This window comes from Aggregatibacter sp. 2125159857 (assembly GCF_017798005.1).
Classification (GTDB): Bacteria; Pseudomonadota; Gammaproteobacteria; order Enterobacterales; family Pasteurellaceae; genus Aggregatibacter.
In genome coordinates this window covers 542,331-567,772 of the sequence record NZ_CP072548.1, presented here as the reverse complement: position 1 = coordinate 567,772, position 25,442 = coordinate 542,331, and the positions used below count along the sequence as shown (strand labels likewise).

The following is a 25,442-nucleotide window of genomic DNA, read 5'->3' as shown; positions in this document are numbered from 1 at the left end:
TTTCGCCTCCTTGTAATCAGGTTATTTACGAGGAATTTCAAATGTCATTAGAAGACGTTTTATCTGCAATCAACACATTCGTGTGGGGTCCCCCCCTTCTTATTTTATTAGCCGGCACAGGATTATATTTAACGCTGCGGCTGGGTTTCATTCAAATCACACAGTTACCGCGCGCATTGCGTTATTTATTCAAGCGAGATTCCGGTCTTCAGCAAAAAGGGGATGTGTCTTCTTTTGCTGCCTTGTGCACTGCTCTCGCCGCCACTATCGGCACGGGGAACATCGTAGGTGTTGCCACCGCCGTGCAGGCCGGTGGTCCGGGTGCCATTTTCTGGATGTGGTTGGTTGCATTACTCGGCATGGCAACCAAATATGCGGAATGTTTACTGGCGGTGAAATATCGTGTGCGTGACAAAAACGGCTTTATGGCGGGCGGTCCGATGTATTACATCGAACGCGGTCTCGGCTTAGGCTGGTTAGCCAAATTATTTGCCATCTTCGGTGTATTGGTGGCGTTTTTCGGCATCGGCACCTTCCCGCAAGTAAATGCGATTACGCAAGCCATGAACGACACCTTCAGCGTGCCGATCGAAATCACCGCCGCTATCATTACTTTGCTTGTTGGGCTCATCATTCTTGGTGGTGTGAAGCGCATTGCGCTGGTGTCCTCTTACATCGTACCCTTTATGGCGGTATTTTATGTGGCGACATCCATCATCATCATTTTATTAAATTTAGATAAAATTCCGACCGCACTTGGCCTGATTTTACACAGTGCCTTTAACCCTGAGGCCGCATTGGGCGGTGCGCTGGGTTTCACGGTCATGAAAGCGATTCAATCAGGCGTGGCGCGGGGGATTTTCTCCAATGAATCCGGCTTGGGAAGCGCACCCATCGCCGCTGCCGCCGCGCAAACTAAAGAGCCGGTGCGTCAAGGGCTAATTTCCATGACAGGGACATTCCTTGATACCATCATCGTCTGCACCATGACGGGAATCGTATTAGTACTCACCGGCGCATGGCAAGCACCGGGCATGGCGGGCGCTGCGGTGACAAACTACGCTTTCTCACAAGGGTTAGGATCCTCTGTCGGTGCGACTATTGTCACCGTCGGCTTATTGTTCTTCGCCTTTACCACAATTCTAGGCTGGTGTTATTACGGTGAACGCTGTTTTGTATATTTAGTCGGCATCAAAGGCATTAAGCTCTATCGTTTAGCCTTTATTATTTTGGTCGGCTGTGGTTCATTCATTCACTTAAACTTAATTTGGATTTTGGCGGACATTGTGAACGGCTTAATGGCGATTCCTAACTTAATCGCCTTAATTGGGTTGCGAAACGTGATTATTGAAGAAACCAAAGATTACTTTGCTCGTTTGAATACCCATAAATCCGATCTTGACGGTATGGCGTAAAAATAACAATCCGCACGTAAAACGTGCTGTTTTTAGGCTCCCCTATAAGGATCTATACTTCACAAGCCCCTCAAGGAGCTTGTGAAAACCGGTAACCGTGTTTATTTTCATATCTCTATTTTAGTGAATTGTAGCGTGCAACTTGTTGCACGAAATCGTGAATGCCAGAAAGAGTTAAATAACGTTCCGTGCGTGATTTGGTCGTGCATCAAGATGCACGCTACGCATGAAATCGTGAATTACGTATCGAGGTTAATTATTCGTGCAACAAGTTGCACGCTACGAGAGGTTAAATTTGGCTCCATATGCATAGCGTATGGTTTTTATAGCCAGACTTTGGCTGGCTATAATAAAAAAAGCGGGGCTAAAAAGCCCCGTTTTTTATGATACCTTGCGGTGTCTTATTTAGACTTGCGTTTAGCCGCCTCTGTCGCCGCTTTGGTTTTTTCATCCATTTTGACGCTGATATTATGATCCACCACCACATTCATATTAATGGTGATGCCCTCTTTAGGAGTTTCTAATTGAATGGTTGGTTTACAACCGGAAAGCAGGAGAGAAACGGCAAGCAAACCCCAAAAGTGCGGTGATTTTTTCAGATGTTTTTTCATTGTTCTAAATGTCGATAAAGTTGATATTGTAAATTTTGTTCAAATTGCGAGCCGTAGTCAACCATATCCCAAAGCTCAAACATATTCTCTTGATGGGTGTAATTCAAAGTAATTGGATGGTGAGGCCGTCTAGTAGGATTAAGCCCCGTGATCGTAGCCCCCAATGTCATGTTTCCGTCAGGCGTCAAATTCAAGTTAGCGTGAGATTTTTCCAATTCCATTTCTTTTAATAAATCCACTAACATCCGCTCTGTTAAACCGCCTTTTTTCAAACTACTCACCATATTATCGTGAAGTTTAATCTTCAATTTTCCGGCTTGTTCAAGACGCCCGTTACAAATTAAACAGGCATTATGCCCTAACCAGAACGGCAAGGAGGCATTAACCCGTCCGCTGACGCTCACTTGGTTATATTGTGCCAATTCCATCACTTGCGCTAAATCAATGTTGTCAAAATGCAACACGGCTATTTTGTGTTGAGGGAAACTCAAACTGGGCACGCTAAGCAAACCGTCAAACACGCCGACCTTCACTTTTTGCAAAGTTAGTGGTTGCTTGGCGGAGTTAGGGTAAGTACCAAATACATCAAAAGCCGCTTCACGTATGGCAAGCGCACCCACGCGGATATTTTTCGCCGCGACCTGAATCGGTTTTGTGCGTGCGGTTCGTAGGGCAAGTTTTTGATAATTTATTGGAAAACGAATCGTCAACGCTTGAATTTCTCCATCAGGGAAGGTGATGCCAACATTGCGCAAATTAAATTCTCCCTGTAACGCCACGCCATCCTCGTTAATCACAAAATCACTGCCCCCTTGAATGCTGCCATGGCGAATAATCCATGACCATTGTTGTGGGAATAAGGATTGGAACACTTTCGCCGATTGCCCTTGCCAGCGAATGTTGCCATTCAGTGCCTGATTTTCATAACGGGCGGTAACGTCAATCGGACCAAGCGCACCGGCTTTTAAATCCCCTGCCAAATTGAAATTATCGATACTTTTTCCTTCAATCCCCACGCCAAATACCGGACGAACAAAGCGTCCGCCATACGCAAATTCAATCCACTCCGTTTGGGCCTGGAGTAGCCCGCGAAGATGCGCTGCTTCATAATCCCAACGTAGGCGATCTTTCAATTCCAATGTCAAAGGTGCCATTTTCACTCCACTGGTATGCACATTGCCGGAATGGGCAGAAAGTTGATTTAATTCAATATGATCCGCTTCCCAAAAGCCCACACCTTTTATGTTCACCGGCGTATTCAAAGAGGTCCAGTGCGCCTCACCGTCAATCGTCCAATCCCAACGGTTCGCTGCACGCATTTCTGCTGCGCGTAAATTTTGCTTTTCATCACGCAAATCAAACACGGTTTTAATTCCGGCAATAAACTCATGTGCCTGTCCATCAAGCTTTAAATTTAACTGCTTAAACTGTGGGGTGAATCCTTGTAAAGTGGCTTGCAGACGCCCCTCTAAACCATAGCGTCCCACTTGTATGTTATCCAACGGCAGGCGTGCATGGATTTTAGTATCAGGTTGTACATTATCCATTTTGAACACGGAACCAGGGCGGAACAGCAGCGTAGGTGCCTCAAAAACACCGCTAATATGGTAGTCTAAATTAGTTTGTGCCACAGTGTTGTTATAGCGTAAGTCACCACGCGTTTTGAGATCAAAGTTCAGTTGGTTTTTATCTGCACCGCCACCAATTTCACCTTTTTTACCCGATATCACAATTTCGCCTTTGCCGAGTTCACCAAAGGTTTGCACGATCACATCCACATCGGTTTCCAAGGGTAACCAACCCTCTTGCGGTTTATGCAAGGCTAAACCGAAGAAGCCTTTGATCGGCTGATAACCGTCAAACGTCCAATAAAATGTTCCCCAGTTAATGGCTAAACCATCGGCAGTAAACGTAAAAGGCACATCTAATAACGGTTTATCACGGCTTAAATCCTGTGCGTTGATTTGTCCTTTCTCACCGTTCCAGCTCAATTGAAGCGCGCCTTTGTTCACACTAAAATCGGCATTTTGCCAATCCACGCGTAGTTCGCCTTGCTGCGGTAATTGAGACAATTCCTCTTGTAACTGAGTAGAAAAATGCAAATGATAGGTTTGTCCGTTAAGCGGTTGGTAATCGGTTTGTCCCTGCCATTGGAACGAATGGTTTAGGCGAGCGAGCGTCGATTGATGATGTAAAATCACATGATCATCATGAGTCTTCGCATTGGCAGTTAATTGCAAACGATGACCGTCATAATTTGCGGTTGCTGCAATATCAGCATCCAACAGCGCACGTAGCCTAGGTGGTATATCCAGTGCCTGGCTATTCTCCAATCGAAAATGCTGAACATTTACCTCTACAGACGGGAGAACGGAAAAAAGTGCGGTCAAATTTGGCGATGTTTTTGTCTCATCAGAGGAAGGCAATCGATTGAGGCAGTCATAATCCACCCCGGCATGCGCCACGTCAAGTTGACGAAGCTCCCACCAATGAAGACGCACATCACTGAATGTCGCCAAAGTACATTGCCCTGCCCGAATATCCAGTTCGGGCAGTTGCAAACCGGTGATGTGTAAATGCCATCGTTCAGGCAGTTGCAAGTCATAATCTGGTGCGAGAAAGCGGTTAACCCATGTTTCGACTTGTTTCGGCGTGATCCACCACGGTAACGCGCAAATGATCGCCACCGTTAATACTATCAATCCAAGTAAGCAACCGCACCATCGCTTCATACTATTTACCGTTCATCGCTAATGCTAATTTTTCTTTATCCAAGGCATTTTCCCAGCGCGCCACAACAATGGTCGCACAGGCGTTACCCACCAAATTCGTTAACGCACGGCATTCGGACATAAAACGATCAATCCCCAAAATTAACGCCATGCCCTCAACCGGCAGCCCCGGAACCACGGAAAGTGTGGCGGCTAATGTAATAAAACCGGCACCGGTTACGCCGGCAGCACCTTTTGAACTTAACATCGCAACAAACAACAAGGTAAATTGCTCGCTAATGGAAAGATCCGTATTGGTGGCTTGCGCAATAAATAATGCGGCCATTGTCATATAGATATTTGTACCGTCCAAATTAAAAGAATAACCGGTCGGCACCACTAATCCCACCACTGATTTTTTACAACCGGCCGCCTCCATTTTTTGCATTAAGGTCGGCAACGCGGCTTCTGAGGAGGATGTTCCTAAGACTAACCACAATTCTTGCTTAATATAGCGCACCATTTTCAAAATAGAGAAACCGTTATAACGTGCGACCGCGCCTAAGATAAAAATAATAAATAATAAGGACGTAATATAAAACGTCACAATTAAAAGCATCAAATGGCTAATGGAACTTAACCCGTATTTTCCCACGGTGAACGCCATCGCGCCCAATGCGCCTAAAGGGGCAACTTTCATCAAAATTGACACCACCTTAAACATCGGCGCTGTCGCCAGTCGTAGGAGTTCCGTAATAGGCTGTGCTTTGTCGCCCACCGAAGCCAATGCTACCCCAAACAACACGGAAATAAACAAGACTTGCAGAATATTACCCTCTACTAATGGGCTTAATACGGTGGTAGGAATGATGTTCATTAAGAAAGCCGTTAGCGTGCTATCCTTCGCTTTCGCAACATATTCTGACACTTTTTCGGAGGTTAATGACGCCGGATCAATATTTAATCCTGCTCCGGGTTCAATAATATTGGCCACAACCATTCCGATCACAAGCGCCAACGTCGAAAAGGTCACAAAATACAGCATCGCCTTTCCGGCAACCCGCCCAACCGCTTTCATGTCGTTCATACCGGCAATACCGGTAACAACGGTCAGAAAAATCACCGGTGCGATAATCATTTTAACCAGCTTAATAAATGCTTCACCTAACGGTTTTAACCCGGCACCGAAATCAGGGAAAAAATTCCCTAATAAAATACCGATAATAATCGCAATAATGACTTGCACGTATAAGCTTTGATAGAACTTCGGTTTACGCGGTAGCATCGCCTGAGATGGGGTATCAACGCTTAACATAGACTATCCTCGTTTTGTGAAAGTGATGGGCGCATTTTGCCCGCAAAAAAAGCAGGTAATTTATCTGCTAATTAAATTAAACACAATCTTTATTTGTTTACGTTACGATGATTTACACATTTCGCTGATTTTCATTGAAAAACGTCAAAATAGGCGATAAAAAATGCGCTTAACATTAAGCGCATTCTAATGATGAATTGTCGTCCTTTACTGGATTAACTCAACCGGCACTTTAACCACTAACTTTTTAATTTTGGCAGATTGTCCGTTCACGTTACAACAAGGTTTATGGGGTTCATAAGGATAGAACACCGCAAACATATTCGGCACTAAAGTAATCGTGCTTTTGTTATCGATGTCTTGAGTGAGTTGGTAATCATCATCTTCGTGATAGGCTTCGTATTTATTTAAGTCGGGATAGGTTGCGCCGATTTCAATATTTTCCACACCACAAATCAGGACTTGAATATCCAAATAGTTATGGTGCAATTCTGCTTTTTTGCTCGCAGCGTCAGCCAGTTCAGGTTCCATCACGTTCATGTAAATGCGATTGGTGATGTCATGACGGCCAACCTCTAATTTTGCTAAATCCAACCCTTTTAAATACTCACAGGTTTCGGCAATGACTTTTGGTAAGCCGAGTTTAAAATCGGTACGGGTTAAATCTCCAATTAACATGTTTCCTCCTTTTTTACTTTGAAAACTGGAGTGATTTTATCATCAACATTATTTTTCAGATAGTCATAAATGGGAATTGCGTAAATAAAGTTACCCATCAAGGCAAAAGCTCTGTATAATGCCTGCGTTTTATTTTCTAAATTAGCGTGCGGCTAACAAAAATGATTTTGTGTCGTAGCCGGTAAAAGTGCGGTGGTTTTTAAGATTATTTTTGCTAGTCGCAAATTGGAAAATAAAACATTGTGATTACTCATTTAAAAAGGAAAACATAGTGAATCCAATTGTTAAACAATTTAAATACGGTCAACATACCGTCACTTTAGAAACCGGCGCCATTGCTCGCCAAGCCACTGCTGCTGTGATGGCAAGCATGGACGACACCACTGTATTTGTGACTGTGGTCGCCAAAAAAGAGGTGAAAGAAGGTCAAGATTTCTTTCCATTAACCGTTAACTATCAAGAACGTACTTATGCTGCCGGCCGTATTCCGGGCGGTTTCTTCAAACGCGAAGGTCGTCCGTCTGAAGGCGAAACCTTAATTGCCCGTTTAATCGATCGTCCAATTCGTCCGTTATTCCCGGAAGGCTTCTTCAATGAAATCCAAGTGATTGCCACCGTGGTTTCAGTTAATCCGCAAATCAGTCCGGATTTAGTCGCCATGATTGGTGCGTCTGCGGCATTAACCTTATCCGGTGTGCCGTTTAATGGCCCGATTGGTGCGGCGCGTGTTGGTTTCATCAACGATCAATTCGTATTAAACCCAACCATCAACGAACAAAAACAAAGCCGTTTGGATTTAGTGGTTGCAGGTACTGATAAAGCCGTATTAATGGTGGAATCCGAAGCGGATATTCTCACTGAAGAGCAAATGTTAGCCGCTGTCGTATTCGGTCATCAGCAACAACAAGTGGTGGTGGAAGCCATTAAAGAATTTGCCAAAGAAGCCGGTAAACCACGTTGGGATTGGGTTGCACCTGAACCAAACACTGATTTAATCAATAAAGTGAAAGCATTAGCTGAAGCACGTTTAGGCGATGCGTATCGTATCACTGAAAAACAAGCGCGTTATGAGCAAATTGATGCGATTAAAGCCGATGTCATCGCACAAATTACCGCTGAAGATGAAGAAGTCAGTGAAGGAAAAATTATTGATATTTTCACCGCACTTGAAAGCCAAATCGTGCGTGGACGTATTATTGCCGGTGAACCACGTATTGACGGACGTACCGTGGATACCGTGCGTGCATTAGATATTTGCACCGGTGTGTTACCGCGTACTCATGGTTCGGCAATCTTTACCCGTGGTGAAACGCAAGCATTAGCCGTTGCCACGTTAGGGACTGAACGCGATGCGCAAATCATTGATGAATTAACCGGTGAGCGTTCTGATCACTTCTTATTCCACTATAACTTCCCTCCGTATTCCGTGGGCGAAACCGGTATGATCGGTTCACCAAAACGTCGTGAAATCGGTCACGGTCGTTTGGCGAAACGTGGTGTGGCAGCGGTGATGCCAACCTTAGCCGAATTCCCATATGTGGTACGTGTGGTATCTGAAATTACCGAATCCAACGGTTCTTCTTCTATGGCTTCCGTGTGTGGTGCTTCTCTTGCCTTAATGGATGCCGGTGTACCGATTAAAGCAGCGGTTGCCGGTATTGCGATGGGCTTGGTGAAAGAAGATGACAAATTTGTCGTGCTTTCCGATATTCTTGGCGATGAAGACCACTTAGGTGATATGGACTTTAAAGTGGCGGGTACGCGTCAAGGTGTAACTGCACTGCAAATGGATATCAAAATTGAAGGTATCACCGCTGAAATCATGCAAATTGCATTAAACCAAGCGAAAAGCGCACGTATGCACATTCTTGGTGTGATGGAGCAAGCGATTCCGGCGCCACGTGCAGATATTTCTGATTTTGCACCACGAATCTACACCATGAAAATTGATCCGAAGAAAATCAAAGATGTGATCGGTAAAGGTGGTGCAGTGATTCGTGCATTGACCGAAGAAACCGGTACTTCCATTGATATTGATGATGACGGTACAGTGAAAATTGCTGCGGTAGATAAGAATGCCGTACAAGATGTGATGGCACGTATCGAAGACATCACTGCCGAAGTAGAAGCGGGTGCCATTTACAAAGGTAAAGTGACTCGTTTAGCCGATTTCGGTGCATTCGTTTCTATCGTAGGTAATAAAGAAGGCTTGGTTCACATTTCTCAAATTGCGGAAGAACGTGTGGAAAAAGTCAGCGACTATCTACAAGTAGGACAAGAAGTGATGGTTAAAGTGGTGGAAATCGATCGTCAAGGTCGTATTCGTTTAACCATGAAAGAGCTTGCTCCGAAAGCAGAAACTGCTCAACACGTATCCGATGATATTGTAGAGCAGGCATAATTTAAATTTTTTCAAAATGTTACGGTACATTATGTGCCGTAACATTTGTTTTTCAACAAGCAATACTCTGCTTTAAGGCTTATAAAGAAATGACGCAACGTAATGGGTTGTCTAATTTCGCGATTTTCCTAACTATTTTATTTTCAGTCTTTGTATTATCAGGCTGTATCGGCTTGAGCAATACCTTTGTGTCTAAAAATAAAGTCGTGTTAGCTGAGCAAAATCCAAGCCAGCATTTTGAACAGGAAGTCATGATTGTTCGAATTAGTCAGGTGTTGCTCGTTGGAAAAATGAGTAATGAAGAACGTGCTTCTCTCCATTTTGAACGGGGCGTGCTTTACGATAGTTTGGGGCTTTGGGCTTTAGCGCGTTATGACTTTACTCAAGCTCTTGCATTGCAACCTAAAATGGCGGCAGTGTATAACTATCTAGGGCTTTATTTATTACTTGATGAAGACTATGACGGCGCATTAGAGGCCTTTAATACGGTTTTCAGCCTCGATCCTGATTATGAATATACCTTCCTTAATCGAGCATTAGACTTCTATTATGTGGGGCGGTATAACCTCGCCGAGCAGGATTTTTTGGCATTTTATCAACGTAATAAATCAGATCCTTACCGTGTTTTATGGCTGTATTTGAATGAATTAAAATTCAAACCGGCCGAGGCACAAAAAAATCTGGCTCAACGTGCTGTTGGGCTTTCTCAGGATTATTGGGGTACCTACATTGTCCAATATTATTTGGGCAAATTGTCAGTTCAGGATCTACAGGCTAAAGCGCAGCAGTTTGCAACAAAAACCGCGACGCAATACGCAGAGATTCTAACTGAAACCTACTTCTATCTAGCAAAACAAAAACTCAATATGGGACAGGTTGATGAGGCTGAGACCTTATTCAAACTGGCTGTTGCAAATCAGGTGTATAACTTTGTGGAGTATCGTTTTGCGGTGTTTGAGCTTTCAAAATTAGGACAACAGGCTCAAGCAGAATAACGGTGAGCATAACTCAACCGGCGGATGCGTTGTAAGGCGCAAAACGACACATGGTAATTAACCTGAAAGCTTTCGTTGAGCTTTCCTTTTATACATTCGAGTATTTTTAATGACTGAAACTAAAATGACTTTCAAGGATTTAGGCTTGCCTGAATTCATTCTTAATGCTGTTGCCGATCTTGGCTTTGAAACACCCTCTCCAATTCAACAAATTTGCATACCGCACTTATTAGAAGGCCGTGATGTACTGGGCATGGCGCAAACCGGTAGTGGGAAAACCGCCGCCTTTTCTTTGCCAATTTTGGCGAAAATCGATCCGACAGAAAAACACCCGCAATTATTAGTGATGGCACCGACCCGTGAATTAGCTATTCAAGTTGCAGATGCATGTGAGCAATTCGTGAAATATGCCAAAGGTATTAATATTGTGACTTTATATGGTGGCCAACGTTATGACATCCAATTACGCGCGTTAAAACAAGGGGCGCAAGTTGTGGTGGGGACACCGGGACGTATTTTGGATCACCTACGCCGTGGCACCCTAAGCCTTGCAGAGCTTAAAGCCATTGTATTAGATGAAGCGGATGAAATGTTGCGCATGGGCTTTATTGATGATGTGGAAACCGTGATGGCGGAATTACCGGAACATCACCAGACCGCACTTTTCTCTGCCACCATGCCGGAGCCGATTCGTCGAATCACCAAACGCTTTATGAACGATCCACAAGAAGTCAAAATTAAAGCGACTCAACAAAGTGCGCCGGATATTGCGCAAAGTTGTTGGTATGTTCATGGCTTCCGCAAAAATGATGCCTTGTTGCGTTTCTTGGAAGTGGAAGATTTTGATGCGGCCATTATTTTCACCCGTACCAAAACCGGCACATTAGACGTGACCGAATTATTAGAAAAACACGGTTTCCGTGCGGCGGCATTGAATGGCGATATGACTCAACAGTTACGAGAACAAACCTTAGATCGCTTGCGTAGTGGTAGCTTAGACATCGTTGTGGCGACAGACGTTGCGGCGCGTGGTATTGATATTGAACGTATTAGCCTTGTGGTGAACTATGACATTCCACTGGATGCGGAATCTTATGTACACCGTATCGGTCGTACCGGCCGTGCAGGACGTTCTGGTCGTGCGTTATTGTTCGTGGAACCGCGCGAACGTCGTTTGTTGCGCAATGTTGAACACCTTATCAAGAAAAATATTGAAGAGGTGGAATTACCGAACCATGAAGTGTTACAAGCTTGTCGCCGTAAAAAATTCAAAGATAAAATTACCGCGCAGTTGGAACATCATGATTTAGATCTTTACCGTGAATTGTTGGAAGATATGTTTACTGCCGACCAATCACAAGAAGACATTGCTGCCGCTATGATGATGTTGTTACAAGGTAAACAAAAACTGATTCTTCCGCCGGATCCGGTGGTGGATAAAAAAGCACGTCGTGATCGTAATGAGCGTGGTGACCGTCGTGAAAATCCACGTTCAGCAGAACGTCGTGGTGAACGTAAAGGCTATGGCAATCCACAACCAATGGATTTATATCGTATTGAAGTGGGTCGCGGAGATGGCGTGGAAGTTCGCCATATTGTTGGCGCGATTGCCAATGAAGGCGATATTAATAGTCGCTACATCGGTCACATCAAGTTGTATGATGATTATTCCACCATTGAGTTGCCACAAGGTATGCCGAAAGAATTGTTACAACAATTTGCGAAAACGCGAGTGTTGAATAAACAAATGCGTATGTCTTTTATCGGCGAAGCCAAAGGCGAGCGTGGTGGTGATAATTTTGGCGGGAAACGTCGTGGCGGTCGTTTTGAAGACAAAGGTTTCAAGGGCGATCGTAAATTTAAAGAAAAATCTCACCGCACTTTTAAAGAGAAACGTGAGTTTAGAAAATAAAAAAGAAGACCGCACTTAAAGTGCGGTCGTTTTTTTAGATAAATTAACAGTCTATGGTAAGAAAGCGCGTTTACTATGGATTACGCTTAAACTTACTAAAATCAGGCGCACGTTTTTCATTAAATGCGTTGCGACCTTCTTGCCCTTCTTCCGTCATGTAGAACAACATGGTGGCATTACCGGCAAGTTCTTGAAGACCGGCTTGTCCATCGCAGTCCGCATTGAGTGCCGCTTTCAAGCAACGTAAAGCAATCGGGCTGTTACGAAGCATTTCGCGACACCAACGCACGGTTTCTTTTTCTAAATCCGCATAAGGCACTACCGTGTTCACCAAGCCCATCTCTAAAGCCTCTTGTGCGTTATATTGACGGCATAAGAACCAAATTTCGCGCGCTTTTTTCTGACCAACGATTCGCGCCATGTAGCTTGCGCCCCAGCCGCCATCAAAGGAACCCACTTTCGGGCCGGTTTGACCATAAATGGCGTTGTCTGCGGAAATAGTGAGATCACATAACATATGCAATACATGACCGCCACCAATGGCGTAACCTGCCACCATCGCCACCACCGGTTTCGGGCAGCTACGAATATCCCGTTGGAAATCCAAGACGTTGAGATGATGCACGCCGCTGTCGTCTTTGTAGCCGCCGTAATCGCCGCGTACTTTTTGGTCACCTCCGGAACAGAAGGCTTTTTCGCCTTCACCGGTCAACACGATGACACCGATTTTTTCATCAAAACGGGCATCAGCAAAAGCGGTGATCATTTCTTTCACGGTTTGCGGACGGAACGCGTTGCGCACTTCCGGACGATTAATGGTGATTTTAGCAATACCGTCAGTGGATTTGTGATAACGAATGTCGGTGTAACCCGCACTGTGATCCACCCACTCAACCGGTGCATATAAAACATCATCTTTTGAATTTTGCATGATAAATTCCTTGAATTTAAGGTTAAAAAAGTGCGGTCATTATAGCGGAAGTTTTCTGAATCTGAAAATGCTCCGCACGGCGATCAACAACACGAACCAGGCACAATAAAAAAGCTGACTTCCCACGAGGAGAAATCAGCTTTTGACATCACTTATTCAGTTATTTAATACGTAGATTAGCGACGTAAACCTAAACGAGCGATTAAGCTGCTGTAAAGTTCAAGATTAGTACGTTTTAAGTAATCTAAAAGTTTACGACGACGGGAAACCATGCGTAATAAACCGCGGCGACCGTGGTGGTCTTTTTTGTGTTCAGCAAAGTGTGCTTGTAAGTGGTTGATTTGTGCGGTTAATAAAGCGATTTGAACTTCGGAAGAACCGGTGTCTTTACCATCGCGACCAAATTCAGCAACGATTTTTGCTTTTTGTTCAGTACTTAGAGACATAATAACTCCTAATATGAAGTGGTTAACGATACATCGTTCGCCGATCTCTAATTCAGCGACGACAAAGGAGTGCAGATTTTAGCCATTGCGCGGCAAAAAAGCAATGAATTTATCTTGGAATAACGTATTTAATTGGGCTGCAAATGCCGTTGGATTTTCTTGATGCGCATTATGTCCTGCCTGTGGAATCAGTCTCAGGTTCAACTGATTTTCTAACGCCATTTGTTTGAATTTATGATCCCGTTCGCCGCAGAAATAATAGATCGGATAAGGGTTGTTTTTGACGTAAGGGCGTAAATCCGGTTGTTTGGCAAGAGACGTTGCTAACAGCATTTTGGCAATATTGTCGCCACAGTTGGCTTGGCGTTTTTCGATCAACGCCTTGCGTTGGTCTGCCGTTAAATGGGCGAAGACAGGTTGTTGATACCAATCATTCAGCACGGAAGTCGCGGTTTCATGGTGAAAACGTTGCGCCCAAAACACATCATTTTCCCACCGCACTTTTTTGTCTGCCTCATTCGTCAATCCAAGATTGCCGCCTTCAATAATCAGTCCTTGTAGGTTGTATTTGTCCTGTGGACTGCAAAGGGCGTAATAAAGCGCGATTCTGCCACCGAGGGAGTAGCCCACTAAAAAATACGGGTGATTTCCTGCCGTACTTTGGATGCGTTGTGCTACGTAAGCACTGGTGTCATCAAAATCCTGTACGGGGTGATTTTTTGCGCTGCCGTGGAAAGGCAAATCCAAGGCAACGCAATGAAAGTGCGGTAGATTTTCCGTGAGTTTTTGCCAGTCGGCTTGAGTGCCGAGTAAGCCGTGTAAAAAAATGAGGTAAGGTTTCATCACATGAAAAAAGCAAACTAACGTGCGATAGTTTGCTTTTGATCTTTCTGTTTATTCACCGACAACCGCATAGCTGATTTGGTCGATGAGGCGTTTGTAAATGGTGCTGCCGTCATTCGGTGCGACTTTAATTTCGATGATAGTGGCTTCGCGACGTGAATAGGCTTGTTTCAGCACGGAGCTTAAATCCGCCCAGGTGTAAGGACGGGCATATTTTAAATCGAACATGGACGCTACTTGGGAAAACTCGGTGTGGTGCGGCATACGATAGAACTTGTCTTTGACTTCGGCATCCACCGGCAACATATCAAAAATTGCTCCGCCGTTGTTATTGATAATAAACAAAATAGTCGGTTGGGTAAGTTTTTTGAACAATGCCAGCGAGTTTAAATCATAAAGCGCAGAGGTATCACCCACTAAGGCAACGACCGGTTGATTAGAACCAATACCAATGCCGGCAACGGTAGCAAGTAAACCGTCAATACCGCTCGCCCCACGATTGGTGTGAATCGGGTAGCCTTCCGGCAATTTGGTGAGCGCATCCACTAGACGCACAAATAAGCTATTGCCAAGGAAAAGGGTGCCATTGTTCGGCAGTAAACGTTCAATGTGGTGTGCTAAGGAAGCTTCATTTAAATTGCCACCCACTTGCTGCTCTATAAAGGTGGCACAGAATTTGGATAACGCTAACGCTTCTAATAACCATGGTTTTTGTCTTAACGGCGGATGGGCGCGCAACCAATGATGAATTTTGGCAACAAAACGGGTGTGGGAATGGTGGTAAGGATCCACCGCTTGCGGGTTTTCATCCACAATCCAATATTCGTTTTTAAATTCGGCTAAAAACTGGTTAATGCGTTTGCTAATAAAACGGTTGCCAAGCTGAATGACAATATCTGCCTGCAACATTTTTTGCTTCACCGTTTGATTCGCAAGCCAAATATCCGCATAAGGCAAACTGGCTTCCACGCCGGATTGAATATCGGTCAGTAACACCCAGCCCATGGTATTTGCCCAGGAAGCAATGCCCATGGCTTGTTCTGCCGGCATTCTGCCTGCCACAATAATCCCGCGTTTGGTGCGCCACTGATCCCAGTGTTCGTGAATTAACACTTCTTGATGTGGTGCTGGGTAGGATGTCCAACTTTTATTTTGGCTTAACCAACGCTGAACGGGCGCTAACCAAGGATGAACGTCAATTTCTTCTGCGTTGGCATCATATAACGGCTCGGCGAAAGGCACATTAATATGAATTACACCGGCTTCATCCGCTTGTTTATGACAGGCGTGCTCAATTTTTGAAATCAACCAGCTTGCTGCGTAATCTTGGCTTGGGCGCGGAAGATTCAAATTGGCAAGCGGATAATCGGCAAACATATTTTCTTGTAAAATCGCCTGATTCGCACCGCACTCTAAGAGTTCAGGTGGGCGATCTGCAGTGAGTACAATCAGATTGACATGGCTTTGACGGGCTTCAATGATTGCCGGGTATAAATTGGCGGCAGCCGTGCCGGAAGTGACAATAACGGCAACGGGTTTTTTGGTGGATTTTGCGATGCCAAGGGCAAAGAAACCTAAACCGCGTTCATCAAAATGCGTATGGCAAAGGGCACGGTTGGCATTTTGTAAACGTACGGCTTCCAATGTCAGTGGGGTCGAACGCGAACCGGGCGCGATACAAAAGTGGGTTACACCTTGACGCACAAGGGTTTCCAAGATCACTTTCGACCAACAACGATTAAAGACGCTTACTGACATTTTTGCTCTCCGTTTTCAGATTTCGTTATTTTTAATAATGAGATTAATCCCGCAGCTTTGCGCTCGATTTCTTGCCATTCTAGCAAGGGAACTGAGCCCTCAACAATACCGGCGCCGGCAAACACATGAATTTTGTCTGCTTCAACAAAGGCCGAACGAATCGCCACACAAAACTCCGCTTGTTGTTGATTAAAAAAGCCTAATGTGCCTGCGTACCAACTGCGATCGTAATGTTCAATTTGCTGTAACAATGCTTTCGCTTTTTGTTGTGGCAAACCGGCAACCGCAGCCGTTGGATGAATGGCTTGCAAACAGTTTAAGTCGGTACAGTTATCGGTTAAAAGTGCGGTGATTTCTCGGCGTAAATGTTGTACTTGACGCAGCTGTTTGATGCCGAGGTTGCCGACTTCAATGTGTTGAGTAAAAGGGGCTAAATTGGCGCAAATCCCATCCGCCACCAATTGGTTTTCATGGATGTTTTTCTTATCGCTAAGTAACCAATCGGCTTGTTTACGATTGCTTTCATGATCCTCGTTCATGGGTGAGGTGCCTGCGAGAGCCTCTGTTGTTAAATGACGCTCATGACGTGCATACAACCGTTCCGGCGAAGAGCCAAGGAAACTGGTTTTATCATCTTGCGCGAAAAGAAAGTGGTAGCAGCCTTTATTGTAAATTTCACTTTGCGCTAAAAAATCCTTGGCATTGAGCGGTTGATTGAGGGCAAAGGTGCTTTTATTAGCTAACACCAATTTGGTCACCGTTTTTTCATGAATTTGCGCCAGAGCCTTTTCTACCCAATTTTCCCATTGTGTTGGATTTGCTTGTTGTTTAATCAAATCCGCTTGGCTTTGAAGCGGTAAAAGTGCGGTTGTTTTTTCAAATGTTTTTAAAACCTGTAATGCTTTGTCTTTACTTTGGATAAGATCATTTTTGTCAATAAAAACCGTGACGTGAATTTGATTATCACGCTGTTCTAACACTAACTGCGGCAGAAAAAAGGTGGTTTGCCCGTAAAATTGAATGCCGCCGAAAAGAGGCAAATTGTGTTGATTCACGAAATCTTGCGCTGCATCTAATTGTTGAAATGTACGAATGGCGCCAAGCGTGGCAAAACATTGTGTTGTTTGCTGTAATTGAAAATAGAATTGCGGATAGTGCGGTTGTGCTTTTAGCCAACCTAATAAATCAACATCGCATTCGGCTTGTGCTGAACAAACCGCAATGTAATGAGGTTGATTTAATTGTAATGCATTAATTTGATTGATTAATTGCGTTTTAAGTGATTGCAAACTATCCATTTTGAAAAAGCATTGTCTTTAACGGGAAAATAAGTTAAAAATGAACCGCAATTCTACCGCACTTTACGGGAATTTTTCACAAAATATTTCATTTCTTAATTACTCAAGGTCAAAACTATGGAACGCTTTCCCAAATCAGATAAATTAGAGCACGTTTGTTACGATATTCGCGGACCCGTGCATAAAGAGGCACTACGCCTTGAAGAAGAAGGGCATAAAATTTTAAAACTGAATATCGGTAATCCCGCGCCTTTTGGTTTTGAAGCGCCTGATGAAATTCTCGTTGATGTCTTACGCAATCTTCCTTCAGCCCAAGGTTATTGCGATTCCAAAGGGCTTTATTCTGCCCGCAAAGCCATTGTGCAATATTATCAATCGAAAGATATTCGTAGCGTCACAGTGAACGATGTTTACATCGGAAATGGTGTATCAGAGTTGATTACGATGGCGATGCAAGCATTGTTGAATGACGGTGATGAAGTGTTAATTCCTATGCCGGATTACCCATTATGGACCGCTGCGGCAACATTGGCGGGCGGTAAAGCGGTACATTATTTGTGTGATGAACAGGCGGATTGGTTCCCTGATGTGGAAGACATTAAAAGTAAAGTCACCTCACGCACGAAAGCCATTGTGATTATTAATCCGAATAACCCGACCGGTGCGGTTTACAGCAAAGAATTGTTGTTAGACATCGTTGAAGTGGCACGTCAGAATAATTTAATCATTTTTGCCGATGAGATTTACGACAAAATTTTATACGATGGTGCGGTACATCACCATATTGCCGCATTAGCACCGGATTTATTGACGGTCACGTTTAACGGCTTATCCAAAGCTTATCGTGTTGCCGGTTTCCGCCAAGGTTGGATGATTTTAAATGGACCAAAAAAACACGCCAAAGGGTACATCGAAGGTTTGGATATGTTGGCATCTATGCGTTTATGTGCCAATGTGCCAATGCAACATGCGATTCAGACCGCACTTGGCGGCTATCAAAGCATTAACGAATTCATTTTGCCGGGCGGACGCTTGTTAGAACAACGCAACAAAGCCTATGAATTGCTCAATCAAATTCCGGGAATTAGTTGTACGAAGCCGATGGGGGCGTTGTATATGTTCCCGAAAATCGACATCAAAAAATTTAATATGTATGACGATGAAAAAATGGTGTTTGATTTATTAGCGCAGGAAAAAGTCTTATTGGTGCATGGTCGTGGTTTTAACTGGCATTCACCGGATCACTTCCGCATCGTAACATTGCCGTATGTTCATCAAATTGAAGAAGCTTTAGGCAAATTTGCGCGGTTCTTGTCGCATTATCATCAATAATGTCTTCCCAAAGAAAAAGCCTCGAATATCCATTCGGGGGTCTTTGTTTGGCATAAAGTGCGGTCATTTTTTCGGAAGATTTTTAGAATCGTAGCGTGCAACGTGTTGCACGAAATCGTGAATCTCCGAAAGGGGTAAATAACGCTCCGTGCGTGGTTTGGTCGTGCATCAAGATGCACGCTACGCACGAAATCATAAATTACGCATCGAGGTTAATCATTCGTGCAACAAGTTGCACGCTACGTACGAAATCGTGAATTACGCATCGAGGTTAATCATTCGTGCAACAAGTTGCACGCTACGTACGAAATCGTGAATTACACATCGAGGTCAACCATTCGTGCATCAAGATGCACGCTACGCACGAAATCGTGAGTGACGCATCGAAGTTAATAACAATGTCTTATTTTTTCGCCATTTTATTATCTAATGCGAAAGCGCCTGCACCGGCAAAAACAAAATAGAAGAAGATAAAACAATACAATACTGCTGCTTCACCACCATTCATTAGCGGGAAAAGCACACCTTTCGGTGCGTGGAACATGAAATACGCCACGGCCATTTGACCACTCAAAATAAAGGCTGAAAGGCGGGTCAATAAGCCTAAGATAAATAAAATACCAAAGACCAATTCAATCACACCCCCCACGCCCATTAACGAGGCAAGTTCTACAGAACCGTTTCCACCGGTCATGGACATCGGGAATTCCCAAAACTTCGCGGTGCCGTGTAAAACAAAAGCATAGCCCAAAACGATGCGTAATAAACCTAAAACATAATGACGATATTTGTCTAAAAACATAAATTTTCCTTCTATAAATTGGAGTGTGTTAGTGAGGTGGCGTATGCTAACACAACGGAAAATGAAAAAAATACTTCAAATAGAAAAGGATTATTTCCAATTTGTTAATAATTTATACTTTTCGCGGTGTTTAACGTTGCCATAAAGGCTTCCGCAGGTAAAAAACCGGTAATCCGTTGCGCTTGAATTTCTTCGCCCTGTTGATTAAAGAAAATAATCGTAGGCAAACCCGTTACCGCAAGTGCTTTCATTAAAGTGCGGTTAGATTCGCTGTTATTTGTCATATCCACTCTTAACAACAAAACATCACTCAACGCGCTTTGCACTTGCGGATCTGCAAAGGTTTTATGTTCAAATTCCTTACAGGCAACGCACCAATCGGCATATAAATCCAACATCGCCATTTTATTCGGATGCTGTTTTAGCACCGCTTGCAATTCGTCATAATTGGAAATTTGTTGAAAAACGAGCGAATTTTTGACCGCACTTTGGGCATTCGCGGCTTGTGAAGTTGCGGCGTTATCTTGCCACACCCAATTTTGTAATGGTTGTGCCGAAACCATGGCGGCGACAAAGAACACAATACGGAAGAATAAACCAATACCGTTTGAACGCATCTGTGTGGCCAACCAAATGAAGAAACTCACGCCAAGTAATGCCCATAAACGCGGTTCCCACATGCTTGGAATAATGCGCGAAATCAGGAAAATCGGTAACGCCAACATGACAAAACCAAACGCGGTTTTCACGTTTTCCATCCAAGCCCCGGATTTCGGTAGGATTTTATTGCCGAATACGGTAATTAATATGAGCGGCAAGCCCATGCCTAGCGCCAATAAATAAAGGGTCAATGCGCCGATGACGAAATCACCGGATTGCGCCACATAAAGCAATGCACCGGATAAGGGCGCGGAGGTGCAAGGAGATGCCACTAAGCCGGCAATCGCTCCCATGACAAACACCCCGAAAAAGGCGCCGCTTTTTTGTTGTTGGCTAAATTGCGTAAGTTTAGTTTGCAAAGACGAGGGCAGCTGTAATGTGAATACGCCAAACATGGACAACGCCAATAATACGAAGACGACGGAAAGCCCAATCAGGACATAAGGACTTTGCAGGGCAATTTGGAACGGCAAGCCAATCAGCACGACCACCAAACCGAGTAAAGTATAGGTTAATGCCATGCCTTGTACATACACAAAACTAAGCGCAAGTGCGCGCCAGTTGCCGGTCTCTTCTTTCCGACCGCCGATGACAATGGCAGAAAGCAACGGCAACATCGGCAGCACGCAAGGCGTAAAGGCCAATCCGATACCTAAGACAAAAAACCACAACATGGCGTATTTACTTTGCGACAGACTCTCTGCCAGTTGATTTTGTTGTGATGAAAAAACGTTGGCATTTTCCACCGCACTTTGCGATGTCTGATGCGTCTCTGCACCATTTTGTACCTCGTGACTGGCAGAAACATTTGACGAAAGATCACCGATTTGGAATTGTTTGGTTTCCGGCGGATAGCAAAACCCTTTCGCACAACCTTGATAAGTCACCTCCAGCAGATCCTGTGGCTGAGGATCTTTTAACGGCAACGTCAAATTAAGGTCATGTTTGAAAATAGTGACTAATCCAAAGTAAGGATCTTCATATTGTTCTGCAGAAGAAAGAAATTGCGGTGCATTTTCAACGGGCTTGCCATTGAGGGAAAATGCCAATTTATCTTGATATAAATAGTAATTTTCCGCAATTTGCCACTGCATCGACACGCCAGCGTCAGACCGTTGCACATCCAGCTGGAAAGCCTGATCTACCGGTAAGAATTTAGTCTTATTATTAAATAAATCTGCTTGCGCGGCCATGGCAGTCAAGCAACAGACTAAGAAAATAAACAGTTTTTTCATCATAAAATCGCACGTTATCCTAAATAAAAATGGGCTTCATTCTAGCATTACAACAAGGATTTTGTTGTAAAATATTCTCTCTAAAATCAATTACTACAAACGGTAAAATAGATTGTCAGGATCGACATCAAGCAAAAAATAGGATGAAAAAATGCACATTACAGTTTATTGCGGCGCAAGTTTAGGTAATCAGCCCGAATACCAACAAGCAACGATAGCCATGGGACAATGGATTGCACAAAAACAACACACCTTGGTTTATGGTGGTGGGAAAATCGGTTTGATGGGATTGTTGGCCGATACGGTATTATCCCACGGTGGCAGAGTCATCGGCATTATGCCCACCTTTTTACAGGCTCGAGAGCCGATACACACCGGTTGCACGGAGCTCATGGTGGTGGATTCGATGGCAGAAAGAAAAGCCAATATGCTCAAATTAGCCGATGCCTGTATTGCCTTACCCGGTGGTGCCGGTACATTAGAAGAAATCGCCGAAGTTTATTCTTGGGCAAGAATCGGAAAAAATCCCCATCCTTGCATTTTATTCAATAAAAATGGCTTCTATGATCCTTTAAAAGCCCTGTACCAACGTATGGTCGAAACCGGTTTTCTCACCGAGGACGCATTCCAAAAATTGTTGTTTAGTGAGGATTTTGCAGAAATTGAACAATTTATTGCTGACTATCAACCGCCCGAATTTCGTCATTATTAAGTGCGGTCAAAAAAATTTCCATTTTTCGATAAAAATTAAGTGATTGAAAATTTCTGATGAAAAGCTCGAATTTTAGCTAAATTGATACAGTACATCTCAGTTTTTGCCTCTTATTTTTTTATTAAAAATAAGTTTGCGTGAAAAAATGTTTTGGTGTAGGATAGCGCACATTGTTATTTTTCACTAAAAAATAAGGTTTTAAGCAAATGAAAAAAGGTATCCATCCTGAAAATTATCGCACTGTGCTTTTTTATGACTCCAACGCCAAACAAGGCTTTTTAATTCGTTCTTGTGCACGTACCACCACGACCATGAAATGGGAAGACGGTAACGAATATCCAGTGTTTATGTGCGATACATCCTCCGCCTCACACCCATTTTACACCGGCAAAACAAGACAAATTGCCAGCGAAGGCCGTGCTAGCGAATTTGCTAGTCGTTACGGCAAATTCGGTTCATTAAAATCAAAATAAGGACGCTAAAATGCAAGTATTATCTTCATTAAAAACCGCTAAAACACGTCATCCTGGTTGTAAAGTTGTGCGTCGTCATGGCGTGGTGTATGTGATTTGTAAAGAAAATCCTCGTTTCAAAGCACGCCAAGGCGGGAAAAAGAAACGTTAAAAAATCATTATTATTTTGTGTGTAAATATTGAGCAAATGCTCACTTTATCCTCCGAGGGTATTCAGGCTATCGGAGGATTTTTTATTTTAGTAGAAAGCCGATTAAGCCTTGCCAATTTCATGACGTAGATCATAGAATTAAACGCTAATACTGATTATGTTGTATTTTTCATTGTTACGATAATGTTGCAACTATAAAATAAAATTGGATTTATTTTTCATCGCCTCATGATAAAACTCTCATCAGGCAAATAAAGGATTTGCCCATGCAAACACCACAAATTTTAATTGTTGAAGACGAAACGATTACCCGAAATACATTAAAAAGCATTTTTCAAGCGGAAGGGTATGATGTTTTTGAAGCCTCTGATGGGCTTCAGATGCACCAAATTTTAGAAACGGAAATCATTCATTTGGTGATTATGGATATTAATCTGCCGGGGAAAAACGGATTAATGTTGGCGCGTGAATTACGTGAAAATGCCGATATTGCCTTAATGTTTTTAACGGGGCGTGATAATGAAGTGGATAAAATTCTCGGGTTAGAAATCGGTGCTGATGATTACATCACTAAGCCATTCAATCCGCGTGAACTCACTATTCGTGCGCGTAATCTATTGCAACGCACCATGCAAGAAAATCAACGTGCGCATCATGTTGAACAGTATAAATTTAACGGTTGGACGTTGGATTTAAACAGTCGTACTTTGATTACACCGGAAGGTGAAGAACGTAAACTGCCTCGTAGTGAATTTCGTGCCATGTTACATTTCTGCGAAAATCCGGGCAAAATTCAGACCCGTGAAGAGTTATTGAAAAAAATGACCGGTCGTGAACTCAAACCGCAAGATCGGACTGTCGATGTGACGATTCGCCGTATTCGTAAGCATTTCGAGGATCATCACGACACACCGGAAATTATCGCCACCATCCATGGTGAAGGTTACCGTTTTTGTGGAACCTTAGAATAAAATGCAAATTGCGCTGGCGATAATAAGATAATCAGCGAGGCACGCACTGTTCCGCCAGCACTTCCCCAAGGCTAGTCTTAAGTGTATTAGTCTCTTTACGTTCCAGCCAAACCCAATGAATATTGGAATAATTTCTGCCGTTCTCAGCGATACTTGGCGTAAGTTTTTGCGTCACACCATCAAATGTCACCGCAATTGATGTTTGAGTGCCTTTTTTATTCTTTCGGGAATGTTTAGTCACACGAACGACTTTATTATCTTTACATAAATACTCTACTGCCGTTCCCTTTTGAGTCGATTTTTGTAATGCCGTTGGCGTCGGTTTTTTATCTGTTTTCGTGGCAACTACCGGTTTTGTTACGCATCCGATTAATCCCAAAATAGTCAATAACATCAAGCCCGCTTTTAGCATGATCTTCTCCTTTTAAAAAGCAGATAGGCATAATGCCATGACTATGCCTATCAAGTTTTATGGATCTATTTCTTAAAAGTATAGCTACCGTCTGCCTGTCGAATAAAATGTCCGCCATTGGATAAACGTAACTCCGTCACACGACCTTGCGCATTCAGTAATACCTGAACTTGATCGCCAGGTTTGAAGCTACTGAGCACATTGCCCGCACCGTTTGCTTTCGTCATAGCATTAACATCGGCAATTTGTAAATTGTTATCACGGAACACCTGCATGAGTGATACGCCTTGAGGCACAACAAGATTCTTGCCGGTAACCGCTGTTGCAGCAGCCGGACGCACTGCCGATTTTGCCTCGACAACTTCAATAACACGTTTCGGTGCCTGTGGTTTGACTTGCGGTTTATTTTGAACGACAGGTTGCGGCTTAGCCGGTGCTTTTTCTTCGCGAACACTTTCCGTTTCAACCTTTTTCGCTACATGTTGAGCCACATGAGGTTTAACTGCCTCAGTACGCACAGGGGTTTCCGCTTTTGGCGTATTGGTTTCAGCACCTTTGTTCTCCGCAACCGCTGCCTCACTGTTTGTATTTGTTGTAATATTCGGCTGGGTAATTTCTAATGAACTTGGCGATGAGGCGGTCTGTGCATCTAACACGGTGGCTTCATTTTCCTGCGTTTGATCTAACTGCTGGAACTGAATGGGAATATTATTGCTATTTTGTTGTTCGAAAGATTGCACGGTTTCAGAACTTGGCTTCATTAAAAGGATAAAAAGAAGCAGAAGCAACAATATACAAAGTGCGACAAAAATACGACGATGTTTTTGTGGCAATATGCTCAAAATCTTCCAATTTTCAGGTGAAGCTAATGTTGCTTTAGGCGCAGAAACCGCTTGAGAAGCCGTTGCTTTGACACTATTTTCTTCGGTCACCGAGGATTCCGTTGTAGCAGATAACACCTCTTCGGCCACTATCGGATCTGCCGCCACATGATGTTCTTCCGGTGCAGTTGAGGGAACAAAGGCTTCCTCACTCGTATTCGGTGCGGTGGAAAAATCCCGTAATGTGGGTTCTTTACGTTCTACTGCGGTTTGAGGCTTTTTATTAAAAAGTGTTTTTGCTCTTTCCAGTAAAGATGGCTCGTTGCCGATGGCTTTCTTCGGTGTAATAGGTTCCATTTTGTTTAATCCTAAATCTAATTCATTTTGAGCCGAATCGGCTAAGTTATTTTGATTTCCAAGGTTTCTTTGTTCAGAATCCACGATATACCTCTAATTAAATAATACAATAACCCGTAAAGTGCGGTTATTTTTGAGCGTGTTTTTCATCTTATGAAAAACCACCTAACCGAATCTGTTACGTCATAATTTATCCATAAAA

The 25,442-nt window shown here is 43.6% G+C and carries 22 protein-coding genes; 9 read left to right on the top strand and 13 right to left on the bottom strand.

Going from position 1 to position 25,442, the window contains the following annotated elements:
* Positions 1–41 precede the first annotated feature (41 nt).
* Positions 42–1,415, top strand: a complete 1,374-nt coding sequence (locus tag J5X96_RS02935) for a sodium:alanine symporter family protein (protein ID WP_209364308.1) — start codon at positions 42–44, stop codon at positions 1,413–1,415.
* A 401-nt stretch (positions 1,416–1,816) separates the two neighbouring features.
* Here J5X96_RS02935 and J5X96_RS02930 read toward each other — a convergent pair whose 3' ends face one another.
* From J5X96_RS02930 to nanQ, 4 genes are all read right to left on the bottom strand, one after another.
* The gene (locus J5X96_RS02930) at positions 1,817–2,026 is read right to left on the bottom strand and encodes a YnbE family lipoprotein (RefSeq protein ID WP_209364307.1); all 210 of its coding nucleotides are present in this window, start codon (positions 2,024–2,026) and stop codon (positions 1,817–1,819) included.
* Positions 2,023–4,758, bottom strand: a complete 2,736-nt coding sequence (locus J5X96_RS02925; RefSeq protein WP_209364306.1) for a YdbH family protein — start codon at positions 4,756–4,758, stop codon at positions 2,023–2,025. The genes J5X96_RS02930 and J5X96_RS02925 overlap by 4 nt, the downstream gene beginning before the upstream one ends.
* 1 nt (position 4,759) lies before the next feature.
* On the bottom strand, positions 4,760–6,052 hold the full coding sequence (locus J5X96_RS02920) for a dicarboxylate/amino acid:cation symporter (protein WP_209364305.1): 1,293 nt from the start codon (positions 6,050–6,052) through the stop codon (positions 4,760–4,762).
* A gap of 207 nt (positions 6,053–6,259) precedes the next feature.
* Positions 6,260–6,730, bottom strand: a complete 471-nt coding sequence (gene nanQ, locus J5X96_RS02915) for an N-acetylneuraminate anomerase (RefSeq protein ID WP_209364304.1) — start codon at positions 6,728–6,730, stop codon at positions 6,260–6,262.
* Positions 6,731–7,001: 271 nt separating this feature from the next.
* Between nanQ and pnp the strand changes: the two genes are divergently transcribed.
* The 3 genes from pnp (at position 7,002) to J5X96_RS02900 (ending at position 12,038) form a co-directional block, all read left to right on the top strand.
* Positions 7,002–9,131, top strand: a complete 2,130-nt coding sequence (gene pnp / locus J5X96_RS02910; protein ID WP_209364303.1) for a polyribonucleotide nucleotidyltransferase — start codon at positions 7,002–7,004, stop codon at positions 9,129–9,131.
* 89 nt (positions 9,132–9,220) lie between these two features.
* Positions 9,221–10,126: a lipoprotein NlpI gene (gene nlpI / locus J5X96_RS02905; RefSeq protein ID WP_209364302.1), complete on the top strand. Its 906-nt coding sequence runs from the start codon at positions 9,221–9,223 to the stop codon at positions 10,124–10,126.
* A gap of 109 nt (positions 10,127–10,235) precedes the next feature.
* Positions 10,236–12,038 (top strand): DEAD/DEAH box helicase, encoded by a 1,803-nt coding sequence (locus tag J5X96_RS02900; protein ID WP_209364301.1) that lies wholly within the window; start codon positions 10,236–10,238, stop codon positions 12,036–12,038.
* A 73-nt stretch (positions 12,039–12,111) separates the two neighbouring features.
* Here J5X96_RS02900 and menB read toward each other — a convergent pair whose 3' ends face one another.
* From menB to J5X96_RS02875, 5 genes are all read right to left on the bottom strand, one after another.
* Positions 12,112–12,969: a 1,4-dihydroxy-2-naphthoyl-CoA synthase gene (gene menB / locus J5X96_RS02895; RefSeq protein WP_209364300.1), complete on the bottom strand. Its 858-nt coding sequence runs from the start codon at positions 12,967–12,969 to the stop codon at positions 12,112–12,114.
* A 176-nt stretch (positions 12,970–13,145) separates the two neighbouring features.
* Positions 13,146–13,415, bottom strand: coding sequence for a 30S ribosomal protein S15 (gene rpsO, locus J5X96_RS02890; protein WP_021615823.1), 270 nt, complete (start codon positions 13,413–13,415; stop codon positions 13,146–13,148).
* A gap of 78 nt (positions 13,416–13,493) precedes the next feature.
* A complete protein-coding gene (gene menH, locus J5X96_RS02885) occupies positions 13,494–14,258 on the bottom strand; it encodes a 2-succinyl-6-hydroxy-2,4-cyclohexadiene-1-carboxylate synthase (protein ID WP_209364299.1) in 765 nt (254 codons plus the stop codon).
* Between the two features lie 51 nt (positions 14,259–14,309).
* Positions 14,310–16,016: a 2-succinyl-5-enolpyruvyl-6-hydroxy-3-cyclohexene-1-carboxylic-acid synthase gene (gene menD / locus J5X96_RS02880; RefSeq protein ID WP_209364298.1), complete on the bottom strand. Its 1,707-nt coding sequence runs from the start codon at positions 16,014–16,016 to the stop codon at positions 14,310–14,312.
* Positions 16,007–17,314: an isochorismate synthase MenF gene (locus J5X96_RS02875; RefSeq protein ID WP_209364296.1), complete on the bottom strand. Its 1,308-nt coding sequence runs from the start codon at positions 17,312–17,314 to the stop codon at positions 16,007–16,009. The genes menD and J5X96_RS02875 overlap by 10 nt, the downstream gene beginning before the upstream one ends.
* Positions 17,315–17,431: 117 nt before the next feature.
* Here J5X96_RS02875 and J5X96_RS02870 point away from each other — a divergent pair, with 117 nt between their 5' ends.
* Positions 17,432–18,646, top strand: coding sequence for a pyridoxal phosphate-dependent aminotransferase (locus tag J5X96_RS02870; RefSeq protein WP_109432745.1), 1,215 nt, complete (start codon positions 17,432–17,434; stop codon positions 18,644–18,646).
* A 403-nt stretch (positions 18,647–19,049) separates the two neighbouring features.
* Here J5X96_RS02870 and J5X96_RS02865 read toward each other — a convergent pair whose 3' ends face one another.
* Complete coding sequence (locus J5X96_RS02865; protein WP_209364294.1) at positions 19,050–19,448, bottom strand: DoxX family protein; 399 nt, start codon at positions 19,446–19,448, stop codon at positions 19,050–19,052.
* Positions 19,449–19,552: 104 nt separating this feature from the next.
* Positions 19,553–21,343 (bottom strand): protein-disulfide reductase DsbD, encoded by a 1,791-nt coding sequence (locus tag J5X96_RS02860; RefSeq protein WP_305852107.1) that lies wholly within the window; start codon positions 21,341–21,343, stop codon positions 19,553–19,555.
* A 151-nt stretch (positions 21,344–21,494) separates the two neighbouring features.
* Between J5X96_RS02860 and J5X96_RS02855 the strand changes: the two genes are divergently transcribed.
* The 4 genes from J5X96_RS02855 (at position 21,495) to arcA (ending at position 23,650) form a co-directional block, all read left to right on the top strand.
* The gene (locus tag J5X96_RS02855) at positions 21,495–22,055 is read left to right on the top strand and encodes a TIGR00730 family Rossman fold protein (RefSeq protein WP_209364290.1); all 561 of its coding nucleotides are present in this window, start codon (positions 21,495–21,497) and stop codon (positions 22,053–22,055) included.
* A gap of 206 nt (positions 22,056–22,261) precedes the next feature.
* Positions 22,262–22,528 (top strand): type B 50S ribosomal protein L31, encoded by a 267-nt coding sequence (locus tag J5X96_RS02850; protein ID WP_209364289.1) that lies wholly within the window; start codon positions 22,262–22,264, stop codon positions 22,526–22,528.
* Positions 22,529–22,538: 10 nt separating this feature from the next.
* On the top strand, positions 22,539–22,679 hold the full coding sequence (gene ykgO / locus J5X96_RS02845) for a type B 50S ribosomal protein L36 (RefSeq protein WP_006719061.1): 141 nt from the start codon (positions 22,539–22,541) through the stop codon (positions 22,677–22,679).
* A gap of 266 nt (positions 22,680–22,945) precedes the next feature.
* Positions 22,946–23,650 carry a two-component system response regulator ArcA gene (gene arcA / locus J5X96_RS02840; RefSeq protein WP_021615813.1) on the top strand — a complete coding sequence of 235 codons (705 nt, stop codon included), beginning with the start codon at positions 22,946–22,948 and terminating at the stop codon, positions 23,648–23,650.
* Positions 23,651–23,681: 31 nt separating this feature from the next.
* Here arcA and J5X96_RS02835 read toward each other — a convergent pair whose 3' ends face one another.
* Positions 23,682–24,062 (bottom strand): MliC family protein, encoded by a 381-nt coding sequence (locus J5X96_RS02835; protein WP_209364287.1) that lies wholly within the window; start codon positions 24,060–24,062, stop codon positions 23,682–23,684.
* A gap of 65 nt (positions 24,063–24,127) precedes the next feature.
* Complete coding sequence (locus tag J5X96_RS02830) at positions 24,128–25,324, bottom strand: LysM-like peptidoglycan-binding domain-containing protein (protein ID WP_209364285.1); 1,197 nt, start codon at positions 25,322–25,324, stop codon at positions 24,128–24,130.
* Positions 25,325–25,442: the final 118 nt, after the last annotated feature.